Consider the following 12,661-nt stretch of genomic DNA (forward strand, 5'->3'; position numbering starts at 1 on the left):
TTACCCCGCATCTTTCAGTTCAAAATGGCCGTTTTCCAGATCGACATCGGTACGAAACAGAAACTCCAGCGGGTATGGCACACACCACAGACGCCCTTTGATCTCGATGGAGAGCACGTTGTGCAGGTCCAGCGAGGAGGTATCCGACACGCAGCGGACCTGCAGCCCCTGCGGCAAAATGCGCGGCTCAAAATTGATGATCGCCTCGGTGAGCTTGCGCTGGATATCGTGCCATTCGATATCCGACATTCTCTTTCCGGCCAGCGGCGCGACGCCGAAGTTGACCACCGAGCGGTTCACGTGTGGCAAGGCGCTCAAATCGCCGGAGGCATCGTGGTTAATGGTGTTAAACAGCCACTGCAGATCGCGCAGCACATTGCGGCGCAGAGCGGCGTGGGTGATCAGATTGCTGTTGGCCGACTCGCGTTTTTTTTCCGGGTCGTTATCGGTGAGGCGATCCAGCAGCGAGGGCTGCATTTTGTCGCGCGCCACCACCTTCTCCTGCTTGCTGCGGGCTTGCCAGCCGCTGCGCAGCAGATCGCCTTCGCCAGCGGGATTACTCATCGGCTCCATCCGTCGCAAACGTCACGAGGCTTAAGGACAGCAGCGGGTTTTCGCTTTGCTCGCTCAGCCAGGCTTTCTGGCCCACACCTTCGTAAAGGGTGCCGTCTTCGTCGAGCGGCTGCCATTCGGTGGTGCGGCCCAGTTTAACTGCATCAGTGGCATCGGCAGCAAAAGGATAACGCGCCGGGATCTGACACACCTGCTCCGTACCGTCGGTCAGGCGCACCAGCGCGTGACGCCAGACCAGATCGGTCACGCTGGCAGGCGCCTGGAAACGGATCTCCGCGATAGCGCTAAACGGCAGCCAGAAATAACGGCCGTTCACGATGGTTTCGCAGACCGGGCCGAGGCGGGCGTCGCCATCCATCAGCCACTCGAAAGCCTGCGTCTCCTCGTTTTCGAGGATAATCTGGCCGGCGGTGGCCTCAGCCCGATCGAGGGCCTCCAGACGCAGCGCCCGGGCGCGATCGCCCTCCTCGCTCAGCGCCGCGGCAAGGGTAGTCAGCCACGGCCACTGGGCTTCAGGCATGGCCGGACGCGCCTGCCCCGCCATCACCTGCGCGCGCTGCAGCTCGCCCTGAATGGACTGCTCCAGCAGCGTGACGGTAGGCTTCGCCTGAGGCTTCAGCGCCAGCCAGCTTTTCAGCTGGGTCAGCGCACGCGTCCAGTTGCCGCTGAGGGTTAAAAACTGCACGAACGCGGCGCGAAGGTCGGCATCCGCCGGACGGGCTTTGATTTCAGCCTCAAGGCGCGCCAGCGCATCGTTGAGCGACTCGCCCGCCAGGCGTTGATAGAGCGTATTCATAGCCATTCCTTAATTCGCCGCGCGCCACGCGCCGACGGCCGGATCGCGCAGTTGGGGACGCAGGGTGTCAATCAGAACGATATTCAGCGGCGTGCCGGGTGCGACCCAGGCGCTCCAGGTCTTTTTCACCGCCGCGATACGCGCCTGCAGTTTTGCATCATCGCTGGCGATTTCACGGGAAATCTCCACCGCTACGGTGCCGTTGCTTTTCCAGCTGTTCAGGGCGTTATCGTAAGGCAGGATCATCCAGCTCTGGTCGCTGTTTGGCGTGCTGAATACCATGCGCTCTTTGTTGACGGAGGTGATCAGCGCGTTTTCAGGGTCGGCGCTTTGATTCAGTCCGGTCACCGGGAAGCCATGGATGTAGGTCACCGCCATCTCTTTCTGTCCGCCGTTGCGGGACTGCGAAACAACGGTGTGTCCGCTCAGCCAGCTGCCGTTACCGCAGCGGGTGGTGTCAGAATCCGGAATAAAGAGCGCCGGTGCGGACGCGCCTCCTTCCCAGAAGGTGCGCAGGTGGCAGCCGTCCTGCAGGGTAAATTCCTGCCACGGCGTGCGGTCAGCGGCGACAGTGCGGGATGCCACGTTCTGGTCTGGCGGCAGTAACGCGCCGCTGGCTGGGGTTGCAGTGACGGTCGCAGCAGGCGCAGCCTGCTCCTGTTTCACCACCAGCGCCCAGTCCTGCGCTTTGCCTGCCGAGCCCTGCGCCAGCGTGGTACCCGCCGGATCGTTGAGCGTCCAGCTAAGTTTATTCACTTTGCTGCACTGGTGTTCCAGCAGTGCGCCAAGACGCGGTACAAAGTTCTCCAGCACGGAGACGTCTTTCTTGCCGTTCGCCACAATACGCAGCGCCACCTCAGGCTTACACCAGCTCTGCGGCGTGTTGTCTTTGATGTTGTCGATCCAGATATCCAGCTTCTGCGCAGGAGACTGCACGATGCGGAAATTCTCAGCCTGCGCGGTGGAGGTGACCGCCAGAAGTGCCAAACCCGATAGCCAAAGTTTCATATCGTTCCTTGTGTGTCTAATCAGTTCCGCAGGGAAGAAATTGTGCTGCGTCAGAGAGGGTGTGCAGCAAAGTGGTGTCCTGAGGGTTGCCCATCCATACCGCCAGGGCAGTATAGTTATCCTGAGCATTCCCTTCCTGTTCGCCATTCTTTTGAATGATTTGGTTCATTAAGGTCAGCCACTCCTGCGGCGTATTGACCATATGCAGCGACTGCTTCATTTGCTCTTCGCTGACGCCGTGCCAGAACCCGTCGGTGCACAATAAAAAGGCATCGCCGTCTTCAACCTGCACCACGTCGCTGTAGCTCGCTTCCGGCCCGCCGTTTTCAATCCCCAGCGCCAGATAGAGCAGGTTGCTGTTCAGGTTGTCAGTCTGGTGCCCGGCATCTTTCATCTGCTGCACCAGGCTGTGGTCGGTGGTCACATGCCACAGCCATCCCCGGCGAAACAGGTACAGGCGGCTGTCTCCGGCGTGCGCCCAGTAGGCCAGCCCGTAATCACGGTCAATGAACAAGCTGACCAGCGTCGTGCCCATCCGGCGATAGTCCTGCACGGCCTGCTGTTCGCTGAGGATAGTGCGGTTCGCCGTCTGCACGTAGTCGCGGATATGCTGCGCGTTAAGATGCTTGTCGCCATCGAAGCGGGAGATAATGCTGTTGCGGGCCAGCTCTGCAGCCACCTCACCGCCCGGCAGGCCCGCGATGCCGTCGCAGACGACAAAGCAGGCTGAACGTTCCCCTATGGTTTCTCCCGTCTGATCCTGGTTGCTGGCGCGCGTCCCCTGGCGGGAGAGAGAAGCCGTTGCGATATTCATTTGTCTTCCGATCCGCTCTGTGAGTCTTTGTACTGATTTACCTCCATGTCGTACGCATGAAGGAAGGCCTCGCCGAACAGGGTGTGGAAGTCATCCTCAATCTCGCCAGCCGTCTCGCCATAGCTGCGCACAAAATAGTCCCACAGGGCGGCTTTGCGGCTGCCCGGCAGCGCCAGACGAGAGGTCATCCCGTTCTGCTTCGCCTGCTCTTCCAGCTGTTCCGGATTAAAGGACTGCAGCATCGCGGCGATAATGGCGCGGATACCGGAGATCATGCCCAGCTGGTGCGCCTGCAGATCGATCAGCGCGTCGCGCACGGATTTTGTCGGCGGCATAAAGCCCGGCATCGGGGTGCCGAACATCTGGATCAGCACGGTTTTGCCGGTCGGCAACAGCTTGAATGGGTTGTTGGCGTCGTCCAGCACCATGGTCATATCGGCTTTCACACCGCGCTTGAGAATGGAGCGTGATGAAAGTAGCGCCACGGTCCCCTGAGAGAACATGCCGAGGATCTGCCCCAGCTGACGCATATTTTCACGGTCGAACTGCGGGACGGGCTGCATTTCGCTCAGACCCATCCCTTCCAGCAGCGCCTCCAGCAGCTCGCCCTGCAGCACTTCGCCCTTCTCACCGCTGTTCGCCGTGGCGGTTGGGGCGGCAGCGTTATTGACCGGATCGATGCGCAGACGGCCCTTCGGAGCTTGAGCGCTGCTGCGCGCAACGGCCTGTGGCGTTGGCATGGTGAAGCCTGCGTAATCCGGTCGCGCGGGCTCTTGTTCAGCACGCGGTTCTTCCTGCGGCTCAGGGGCGAACAGCGGAGAATCCGCCAGCACGTCCTGTTCCTGCTCGGGTTCCGGCACTGGCGCAGGCTTTTCGGCAAGAATGTCATCCGGATGGGTTAACGGTGCGCCGCCCATCAGCCCGAGCGGGTCGTCATTACGCGCGGCTGGCGCGCTGGCCTTACCGCCAAACAGGGCCAGCGGATCGAGCTCATCCGTCGCCTCTTCTTCTGGCTTAACGGAGCTATTCTCGCCCGGCGGCACCAGCGTTGACGGGGTGACGTCGTCAAAAATACTCTCTTTTTTGAACAACGCTTCGTCGCTGAACAGCGTGTCCGGGTCAACATTCTTACGCTCGAGCTTTGGATCGCTGTCGTTGAACATCGCCAGCGGATCTTCAGCGTTACGCTCCGGGGCAGCAGGCTGGGAGAACGGATCGTGCGATGCAGCAGGCTGCGGTTTTGTACGGTTGCTGGAGATGCTGTCGGAGATGGAGAACTCCTGCATCAGGCTATCCCAGATCTCCGTTGGCACGGCGGTCGGCTCGGCCTTCCCGCGCGGTGCGGCACTTGCCGGTTTCGGTTGAGGAGCTGGCGCGGTCGCGGGTGCGGCTGTCGGACGCGCCTGCTGATGCATGCTGGCCGCCATACGGCTCACGGGTTGAGTATCGTGGATCAGTTCGGTCACTTCGATACGGTAGTCATCAATACCGAGAATGTCGCCATCCTGCAGTTCAACCTGACGGCCTCGCTCCAGCGGAATGTCATTTAATGCCACGCGGGTGACGCTGCCACGGTTGGTCACGCGGCATTCGCCCTGGGCGTCCACGTGAACAATGGCCTGCAGACGAGAGATGGTGCGGTCATTATCCGGCAATACCAGATTGTTATCCGTACCGCGCCCAATGGTGCCGCCCGGGGCGTAAAAATCACAGCTGCTTTGCGGCGGCTGATGACCGGGTTTCGTAGAAATAATCGTGAATCGCATGGCGTATTCCTGCTGGTATGATTAGCGCTCAAACGCTGCCGCTCTCGGGACGAGAACGGCGGCGTTTGGGGTCAACCCAAAAAAAGCATTATTTAAATCTTCAATGTATAATTAAATTTCATTAACGCCTGCTAGTATTAAAAGCAGTACAAACAAAGCCGTGGCAACTTTAACCTTTCTGTTATATGAATTAATCCAGGATAATTCGAAGTTAGATAAAACATTGTTGCAAGATTGAGGTTCAAGCCAACGTGATTCAGTCAACTTTATACGCTTGCCCCGCACAAGCCTTGATAAAATTGTGGTGCGAAAACCAAATCCCCAAAACCCAAGATTTTTCCAGGTCTGATAATCCTCTTCCATGAGAAAATTCTTCTGAATGAGCAACTCATAGATTTTATCAACCTGATCGGAATGTTTCCGGTAATCAACATAGAACGTTAGCACAAGAATTATAAAAACGGCAAAAACACAGATAATAAAAGCAGAGTAAATATTATCAGTAATCACACTATTCCCCGCTAAATATTAAGTTATTCATTTGCTCTCCTACAAATCCTCCAACCTTTGTTCCCCCGGCGGCCCCCACTGCGCCGACGACAAGACCACAAACGAGGGTGCCTGTTCCCGCTGTTGGTACGCCTAATGCAAGACAAACAGGAGCCGCAAGTGAGGAACCTAACGCTGCACCAGCAACACCGCCACCAAATTTGCTATATTCGCTCACTGCAACCTTGCCACATTCATGTTCTCTACCAAGGGTGCATGCATGATAGACTTCGTTAGTCGTATTCGCAAAAGAAAAACCTAATGCAACCCATCCACCTGCTTTCATATAAGCCGTAATTTTGGACGCCCGGTCGATATACGTTGAGTACCCTGGAATCGCACCAATACCAACCGTACTCCATTCATGAACAATTGATTTTGTGGAAAGTCCCAATGCTCTTTTAAGATCCGCATAATCTCTAAATTTGAGCTGTTTTTTCGTTAGTTTATTTAATAGCGGCTTGAGTTGTGCAAGGAGGGCATTACGTTCTGCATAAAACTGCTGCCCAATAAGAGCACCTTGTGTTCGATACTGATTTTGATATGTCTTTTCAATTTTAATCAAAATACTTTCAATTTGTTTAAAGTAAGACTCCCCCGCACTGCTTGCGTTTCCTACTAAGGTATCACCCCATGCAGTTATGGCAGCAATATTATCAAAATTATTCTTTAAAAATTCCGCCGTATCCCCATCAATCGTTGCAAGCGCGTTGTTTACTTTCTTTTTGGCAATAGCCAAGTCATTAATTTGATGAGATTGATTAACGCCCTGCGGATCAGCAACAATTAATATCTGCCCAGGTTTAACCCAAGCTGTATCTTTATTCAGCTGCATAAAATATTCGGATTTTTCATTACGTGAATTCCCAAACAGTTGTCTTGCCTGGAAATCAAGCGTACCTGGTTGCTGTACCACACAGTAACCCGGAGCAACGTTTGACTGATTTGCCATGAAAAACTCCTTATGTCTAATGCATAAATAAATGGTGAAATGCTACTTTAGGGAGTTCAGCGAACGAATCGCGTCGCTATTGGCGATTAAGCTGCACTTCAAAACCTGATAATGACCCGGTTCAGTACCGCCCACTTTCTCTTTCAGTAGAGAAGCAATCACCTTGTCCGCTTTTTCAAAATTCTCAGCAGGCAAATCGCTTGCTTCGAGCCAGGCGGCGGCGCTGGCCTCTGCATCAGCTTTCAGAGCTTTGCTGTCCGCAATCTTACCGATACAGCGGTTTTGCACCCAGTTTTCAAAAATTTGTTGCTGTGAAGAAGCGCTGATATCAGGCAGCGTTTGGGCATAAACCACAGAGGCATTTAATGCCAACACGAGCAGCAGTAAACGTTTCATTTCAGGCTCCAGAATGTTGCGTTGGTACGTACCCGGTAAACAGTAGTCATCAATACCGAGAATATCGGCATCCGCCCGGGGCATGAACCGCAGCATTTGGGGTTAATACATTCTATTCAGTCTGCGTAAGCTTAAACTGGCCTGAAGGACCTTCTTGTAAGGTGAAACGGGCAGCGTAGCGAATAGAATCGTTTTTCCCTGACACTTTCAGAGCAACATCATATTCTCCCGCTTGCCACGCAATCCCCTGCCACTGGTGACACTGTTGGGTCGTTAACGTCACCTCAGGGCTAAACGTTGACGGCGGCGATATCGCTTTCCATTCATTTCCAGCGCGTTTCATTATGGTGGGCGAATGGCTGGTGACAGGCGCGTCTAACCCGGAGTTAGCGGGAATTGCAAAGCAGGGTTCGTTGTTCTTTAGCGTAACCGTAAGCGACTGATATTGTGCAGGATGAGAGACACAGGCACTCACCGTTAATGCGATTGCTACAACACTGAGTAACTGTTTCATAACCATACCCGCCGGTCTTTAGGATTTTGAATAAACAACGATAATACCTGCAGATATTTATCCTTCAGGTCGGGTCCGATAATCCCCTCGAAACCTGCAATGTTTCGGAAATCACCCAGACCGTAATTTATCAGATAATAAAAATCTGAAATGATAGAAGCCTGCTGCTCCATACCAAAGTCCGATAGTTTTTTATCGGGGGGCAGAGAATAATTATAACTTGCTGCCCAACTGAATGCGCCTCGGGTTCGAACATTCATTCCAATCTGATGCTGCAGTACATGCACCATTTCGTGAATAAACCAGTGTTTATATCGCGGAACCTCTATTGAAAAGTCATCCCGATAATGCGGCTCGCGAAAATAGAGCTCACCATTGGGAGTCATCGCGACATCTGTCGACTGCATATTAAACGGTAAATAGCTTTTATTATGGACTTTAACTTCTGAGTACTTTATTGCGTCACCAAAAACCGAGCGCGCCAGTGCTATTTCGCCAATGGTGAGAGGACGGGCGCCTCCTTCCTGCAAACTTGCCATGCTATCTTCCTTCCCGGTTGATAATGACCGGGGAAAATTCCCCGGTCACATACGCAATTATGCTTCTTTGTTTTCTTTGATGTTCCAGCCAGCGCTGCTTTCAGCACCTTTACCACCAGACGTGGTCTGCTCCCAGTACTGCTGTTTCACTTTCGCAGCCTGGAATGCATAGGTCACACCAACGGTATCGCCGTTGTCAGCACCGGTGTACTGAACAGAGGTCACCAGCACATCTTCCAGCGTGATGCGGGAGTATTCCACCTGCTGGCCGCCCGCTTTACAAACGGACAGTTCAACTTTAGTCAGGTGTTTACCGCTTGCGCAGTGTTTCAGGATAGCGGTGGTGGATTTGTCGATCAGCGCGTTTACGTGCAGGTCGTTAAAGTTAACTTTACCGGCACCGCCGCCACCGCCAACGCTCATATTACCTGGCTGGGAAGCGCCCCAGGAGAAGGAGGTAATATCAGTCCAGCCGGTGTGGTTAGAATCTTTAGATTCGCCCGTAACACCCTCGACCTTCAGAAACATATCAATAGCCATAATATCTACTCTTCGTGGATGAACAATATTGCTTTCGAAAAAGCACTTATATGGCAAACAGGAAAGCATGGGGCTGAATAAAACCGTCCATATTTTACCTCTGCCTCACATCAAATGACCCGTGTCATTTGACAGTCTTACATTCCGCCGAAATAACGGAAGGAATGTGAAGTCATTATTACCGTGCGTTATTCTGGAACCAGTTAAGGACAGCATTAACAATTTAGCCGTCTTTCCTGCCGGGTGGCGCTGTGCTTACCCGGCCTATATTTAGCAACGATATCAATAGATTGCACGTTTCATTGTAGGCCCGTGCAAGCGTAGCGCCACCGGGCGAAACTCACAAAACGCACGTTGCTCTTACGCGTCTTTCGTCTTCAGCGACGGCAGTTTAGAAACCAGACGCAGGGAAACGGTCAGGCCTTCCAGCTGGTAGTGCGGACGCAGGAAGAACTTCGCGGCGTAGTAGCCCGGGTTGTCTTCAATCTCCTGCACCTGCACTTCCGCAGCCGCCAGCGGTTTGCGGGACTTGGTCTCCTGAGAGGAGTTCGCCGGGTCACCGTCTACGTAGTTCATGACCCAGTCGTTCAGCCAGCGCTCCATCTCTTCGCGCTCGCGGAAGGAGCCGATTTTGTCGCGCACGATGCACTTCAGGTAGTGGGCAAAACGGCAGCAGGCGAACAGGTACGGCAGACGAGAGGCCAGACGCGCGTTAGCGGTGGCATCCGGGTCATGGTACTCCGCCGGTTTCTGCAGCGACTGCGCGCCAATAAAGGCCGCAAAGTCGGAGTTTTTGCGGTGAACCAGCGGCATAAAGCCGTTTTTCGCCAGCTCGGCTTCACGACGATCGCTGATGGCGATCTCGGTCGGGCACTTCATGTCCACGCCGCCGTCATCGCTCGGGAAGGTGTGGCACGGCAGGTTTTCAACCGCTCCGCCGGACTCCACGCCGCGAATCGAGGTGCACCAGCCGTACTCTTTGAAGGAGCGGTTGATGTTGGCGGCCATCGCGTACGCGGCGTTCGCCCAGGAGTAGCTGTTGTGGTTCGCGCCGTCGGTCTGCTCTTCAAAGTCAAAGCTGTCGACCGGGTTGGTGCGAATGCCGTACGGCAGGCGCGACAGGAAGCGCGGCATCACCAGGCCCAGATAGCGGGCATCTTCGGATTCGCGCAGTGAACGCCAGGCCGCGTACTCGGTGTTCTGGAAGATCTTGGTCAGGTCGCGCGGGTTAGCCAGCTCCTGCCAGGACTCCATCTGCATTACGCCCGGTGCGGTACCGGTGATAAACGGACAGTGCGCCGCAGAGCCGATGCGCGCCATTTCACCCAGCAGCTCAACGTCCTGCGGGCTGTGGTCGAAGTAGTAATCGCCCACGATGCAGCCAAACGGCTCGCCGCCGAACTGACCGTACTCCTGCTCGTAGATTTTCTTGAAGATCGGGCTCTGGTCCCAGCCCACGCCCTTGAAGCGCTTCAGAGTGCGGCCCAGCTCCTGCTTGGAGATGCTCATAAAGCGGATCTTCAGCATCTCGTCAGTTTCAGTGTTATTCACCAGGTAGCTCAGACCGCGCCAGGCGCTCTCCAGCTTCTGAAACTCGTCGTGGTGAATGATCTGATTCACCTGCTGCGACAGCTGCTCGTCGATACCGGCAATCAGGTTCTGAATGGTACGGTAGGTATCATTGGAGAAGGTGACGGTATTTTCCAGCGCCTGCTGCGCCAGGGTTTTGACCGCGCTTTCTACGGCGGAACGCGCCTGATCGGTTTTCGGGCGGAACTCTTTGTTCAGCAGCGCGCTGAATTCATCCTGGCTGAACGCCTGACCCGCCTGCTGCTCATGTTGTTGAGTCTGGTTGCTCATCGATTATTCCTCGCTACCTTTCGCGCTTTCGTCATTTTTCGGCAACTGGCTCAGGGATTTGAGCAGCGTCGGATCCTGCAGAATTTTAGCGATCAGCTCTTCCGCACCGTTTTTGCCGTCCATATAGGTCAGCAGGTTAGAGAGCTGGGTACGTGCTTCCAGCAGCTTGTTCAGCGGCTCAACCTTGCGGGCCACCGCATCCGGCAGGAAGTCGTCCATGCTGTCGAAGGTCAGGTCCACGTTGAGCTTACCTTCGCCGGTCAGGGTGTTATCCACCTGGAACGCCACACGCGGCTTCAGCGCCTTCATGCGTTCGTCAAAGTTGTCGATGTCAATTTCGAGGAATTTACGCTCGTCGACGGCCGGCAGATTTTCCACCGGTTTGCCGACCAGATCGGCCATGACGCCCATCACAAACGGCAGCTGAATCTTACGTTCTGCACCGTAGATCTCTACGTCGTACTCGATCTGCACGCGGGGGGCACGGTTACGTGCGATGAATTTCTGCCCACTGTTACTCATTGCCATGATGTTCTCCATCAAAGATGCGCGGTGAAGGTGAAACGGCAGGCTCCATGCCTGTCGTCATAATGCCTGGACGCGTTATTCGCGGCGCCCAAAGATGTTTTCAAGTTGGTTAACGCCGTCTGGCGCCAGGTCGCGAATAATGTCCATAAAGTTAAGTTCTGACAGCCGCTGCACCCGTTCAATCATCAGCGGTGCGGGGTGGCTCGGTTCGTACTGCGCAAAATACTGCTTCGCTTTTTCCAGCATCAGCTGCGCGTCGGCGCGGCTGGTAACCTGCACGCTTCGCCAGTCGGTGACTGGCTGAGCGGGCTGCGTTGCCGCCGACTGCTGCTCAGCCTGTGGTTCTGCCTGCGCCTCACGGTTCGGCAGCAGCTTGCTGATGTCGGTCACCTGACACGCGCTGGCCACCAGTCCGACTGTTTTCAGCAGTTGCTCCATCTCGGGCACGCCGCTTTCACCGAGATGCCCGGTGAGCAGCGCGCGAATCGCCAGCAGACGTTCGTTAATGACGATAACCGCTGCGGTTCCCGGCTGGTCGCCGCGGGCCAGTTCGTCAATCAGCCGTGGACGGCCGCCGGGATAGTCCGGACATTCCGTCTTGCTGCCGTCCAGCAGGGCCTGGGCATCCCGGAGCGAAATTTCATCGCCGTTTGAACGCAGAAGCGAGGCGTTTCGCACGGCGACGGTGAGGTCAGATTTATCGCTCAGCCCCGCCAGGGCGTTAATGCGATAGAACGGGTCGGTTTCGCCATACTCTTCCAGCAGCGGATAGAGGGTTTCCCAGTAACGGGCGATCGCCTCCTGCACCAGCAATAATCCGTCCGCGTAGCCCGCAAGACCGCGGCGGCGCGTCCAGGCATGGGTTAACGCCAGCAGTACGCGGAGATCTTTGGTGCGGGTCAGCAGGCTGGTGGCGAATTTTTCTACCGTGTTCCAGTCAGCGGGCTCTGCCGGGATAATGGTGTCGCCAAACTGCTGTTCCGCTTTCCCCTGGCTGGCCTGATTCATGATCTGGAAGTCGGCGTCGTACTCCAGGTTTTCGCCGCAGGGTTTTTCGGGGCTTATTGGCGCGAGAAATTCTTCGATATTCATAAGATCCCTGCTTATTCAAACATGGGCGGATAGAGACCGTGACGCCCCGGACGGGCGCCCCCTGCCGGATCGAACAGCAGGGTGAAAAGCTGCCCGGTAAAGTTACCGCTGTGCACGTGGGTGTATAGCGGGTAACCGTCGCAGCGGTTGGTCCACCAGTAGCTGGTCTGACGCAGCGGATCAAAACACTCCGCCGCCTGAGGCCAGCCCAGCGTGCTCTGGCCATCCTCGTCATAGCCAATCACATCAAGGATGTCGGAACGCTTTTGCGGCTCGACGGGCTGCGGCGCCGGAATGGTCATCAGCATCTCATCCAGCTGCGAGGCGGAAAAACTATTGCGCACCGCGTGCAGCCCCAGGCGTCCAATCTGCTGGTACCAGCTTTCGGCCTGGCTGAGCAGGCTGGTCGACCACTCTGACGGGGCGAAGCTCAGCTGAAGGCAAACCGGGTACTGTCGGCCAACGCTGTCGCGGCCGGGCAGCAGACAGCCCATCTGGATCATCTGGCTGCCAAGCATAGGCGGTACCACATAATTCCAGACTGGCGCTTTCTGGAACTGGCGCTCGCCGCTGCGCAGCTCTTCCTGCTGCCAGGCCAGCAGACCGACCTGGAACCAGTGTGACCACTGGCGCTGTAAAGTGTCAGGAAAGCGACGCTGCAAAAAATCTCCGGCGCTGGGTAACTTGCCATACCAGCTGTAGCGGTTCATCGCAGGGGTATTCGTCATACGGCT

Annotated in this window: 15 protein-coding genes; all 15 read right to left on the reverse strand. The window is 55.7% G+C overall.

What is annotated here, in order from left to right; genetic code table 11:
- The 15 genes from tssE to tagF all read right to left on the reverse strand — a co-directional run bounded on the left by tssE (window position 1) and on the right by tagF (window position 12,655).
- Entirely contained in the window at window positions 1-564 is a 564-nt protein-coding gene (gene tssE, locus V1566_RS16310) for a type VI secretion system baseplate subunit TssE (protein ID WP_395303995.1), read from the reverse strand.
- Window positions 557-1,369 carry a type VI secretion system accessory protein TagJ gene (locus V1566_RS16315; RefSeq protein WP_395303996.1) on the reverse strand — a complete coding sequence of 271 codons (813 nt, stop codon included), beginning with the start codon at window positions 1,367-1,369 and terminating at the stop codon, window positions 557-559. Before V1566_RS16315 ends, tssE begins: the two co-directional genes overlap by 8 nt.
- 9 nt (window positions 1,370-1,378) lie before the next feature.
- On the reverse strand, window positions 1,379-2,377 hold the full coding sequence (locus V1566_RS16320; RefSeq protein ID WP_395303997.1) for a hypothetical protein: 999 nt from the start codon (window positions 2,375-2,377) through the stop codon (window positions 1,379-1,381).
- Between the two features lie 16 nt (window positions 2,378-2,393).
- Window positions 2,394-3,191: a PP2C family serine/threonine-protein phosphatase gene (locus V1566_RS16325; RefSeq protein ID WP_014884226.1), complete on the reverse strand. Its 798-nt coding sequence runs from the start codon at window positions 3,189-3,191 to the stop codon at window positions 2,394-2,396.
- Window positions 3,188-4,957: a type VI secretion system-associated FHA domain protein TagH gene (gene tagH, locus V1566_RS16330; protein WP_395303998.1), complete on the reverse strand. Its 1,770-nt coding sequence runs from the start codon at window positions 4,955-4,957 to the stop codon at window positions 3,188-3,190. Before tagH ends, V1566_RS16325 begins: the two co-directional genes overlap by 4 nt.
- Before the next feature lie 111 nt (window positions 4,958-5,068).
- A complete protein-coding gene (locus V1566_RS16335; protein ID WP_395303999.1) occupies window positions 5,069-5,467 on the reverse strand; it encodes a hypothetical protein in 399 nt (132 codons plus the stop codon).
- Between the two features lies 1 nt (window position 5,468).
- The gene (locus V1566_RS16340) at window positions 5,469-6,458 is read right to left on the reverse strand and encodes a hypothetical protein (RefSeq protein ID WP_395304000.1); all 990 of its coding nucleotides are present in this window, start codon (window positions 6,456-6,458) and stop codon (window positions 5,469-5,471) included.
- 42 nt (window positions 6,459-6,500) lie between these two features.
- Complete coding sequence (locus V1566_RS16345) at window positions 6,501-6,854, reverse strand: T6SS amidase immunity protein Tai4 family protein (RefSeq protein ID WP_395304001.1); 354 nt, start codon at window positions 6,852-6,854, stop codon at window positions 6,501-6,503.
- A 112-nt stretch (window positions 6,855-6,966) separates the two neighbouring features.
- Window positions 6,967-7,374, reverse strand: coding sequence for a putative T6SS immunity periplasmic lipoprotein (locus V1566_RS16350; protein ID WP_032658405.1), 408 nt, complete (start codon window positions 7,372-7,374; stop codon window positions 6,967-6,969).
- On the reverse strand, window positions 7,365-7,907 hold the full coding sequence (locus V1566_RS16355; RefSeq protein WP_021240381.1) for a hypothetical protein: 543 nt from the start codon (window positions 7,905-7,907) through the stop codon (window positions 7,365-7,367). The genes V1566_RS16350 and V1566_RS16355 overlap by 10 nt, the downstream gene beginning before the upstream one ends.
- Window positions 7,908-7,964: 57 nt before the next feature.
- On the reverse strand, window positions 7,965-8,447 hold the full coding sequence (locus V1566_RS16360; RefSeq protein ID WP_008502640.1) for a type VI secretion system tube protein Hcp: 483 nt from the start codon (window positions 8,445-8,447) through the stop codon (window positions 7,965-7,967).
- A gap of 360 nt (window positions 8,448-8,807) precedes the next feature.
- Window positions 8,808-10,307, reverse strand: coding sequence for a type VI secretion system contractile sheath large subunit (gene tssC, locus V1566_RS16365; RefSeq protein ID WP_023336028.1), 1,500 nt, complete (start codon window positions 10,305-10,307; stop codon window positions 8,808-8,810).
- Between the two features lie 3 nt (window positions 10,308-10,310).
- Window positions 10,311-10,835, reverse strand: coding sequence for a type VI secretion system contractile sheath small subunit (tssB, locus tag V1566_RS16370; protein WP_008502644.1), 525 nt, complete (start codon window positions 10,833-10,835; stop codon window positions 10,311-10,313).
- Window positions 10,836-10,910: 75 nt separating this feature from the next.
- Window positions 10,911-11,927, reverse strand: coding sequence for a type VI secretion system protein TssA (tssA, locus tag V1566_RS16375; RefSeq protein ID WP_395304002.1), 1,017 nt, complete (start codon window positions 11,925-11,927; stop codon window positions 10,911-10,913).
- Window positions 11,928-11,938: 11 nt separating this feature from the next.
- Complete coding sequence (gene tagF / locus V1566_RS16380; protein ID WP_395304003.1) at window positions 11,939-12,655, reverse strand: type VI secretion system-associated protein TagF; 717 nt, start codon at window positions 12,653-12,655, stop codon at window positions 11,939-11,941.
- Window positions 12,656-12,661: the final 6 nt, after the last annotated feature.

The organism is Enterobacter sp. ECC-019, from assembly GCF_043974075.1.
Classification (GTDB): Bacteria; Pseudomonadota; Gammaproteobacteria; order Enterobacterales; family Enterobacteriaceae; genus Enterobacter; species Enterobacter asburiae_D.

Coding starts and splice junctions, on each gene's coding strand:
- V1566_RS16350 (WP_032658405.1), bottom strand. CDS start 7,374: ATGGTTATGAAACAGTTACTCAGTGTTGTAGCAATCGCATTAACGGTG.
- tssB (WP_008502644.1), bottom strand. CDS start 10,835: ATGGCAATGAGTAACAGTGGGCAGAAATTCATCGCACGTAACCGTGCC.
- V1566_RS16345 (WP_395304001.1), bottom strand. CDS start 6,854: ATGAAACGTTTACTGCTGCTCGTGTTGGCATTAAATGCCTCTGTGGTT.
- V1566_RS16340 (WP_395304000.1), bottom strand. CDS start 6,458: ATGGCAAATCAGTCAAACGTTGCTCCGGGTTACTGTGTGGTACAGCAA.
- V1566_RS16360 (WP_008502640.1), bottom strand. CDS start 8,447: ATGGCTATTGATATGTTTCTGAAGGTCGAGGGTGTTACGGGCGAATCT.
- V1566_RS16355 (WP_021240381.1), bottom strand. CDS start 7,907: ATGGCAAGTTTGCAGGAAGGAGGCGCCCGTCCTCTCACCATTGGCGAA.
- tssE (WP_395303995.1), bottom strand. CDS start 564: ATGAGTAATCCCGCTGGCGAAGGCGATCTGCTGCGCAGCGGCTGGCAA.
- tagH (WP_395303998.1), bottom strand. CDS start 4,957: ATGCGATTCACGATTATTTCTACGAAACCCGGTCATCAGCCGCCGCAA.
- tssC (WP_023336028.1), bottom strand. CDS start 10,307: ATGAGCAACCAGACTCAACAACATGAGCAGCAGGCGGGTCAGGCGTTC.
- V1566_RS16325 (WP_014884226.1), bottom strand. CDS start 3,191: ATGAATATCGCAACGGCTTCTCTCTCCCGCCAGGGGACGCGCGCCAGC.
- tagF (WP_395304003.1), bottom strand. CDS start 12,655: ATGACGAATACCCCTGCGATGAACCGCTACAGCTGGTATGGCAAGTTA.
- tssA (WP_395304002.1), bottom strand. CDS start 11,927: ATGAATATCGAAGAATTTCTCGCGCCAATAAGCCCCGAAAAACCCTGC.
- V1566_RS16320 (WP_395303997.1), bottom strand. CDS start 2,377: ATGAAACTTTGGCTATCGGGTTTGGCACTTCTGGCGGTCACCTCCACC.
- V1566_RS16315 (WP_395303996.1), bottom strand. CDS start 1,369: ATGAATACGCTCTATCAACGCCTGGCGGGCGAGTCGCTCAACGATGCG.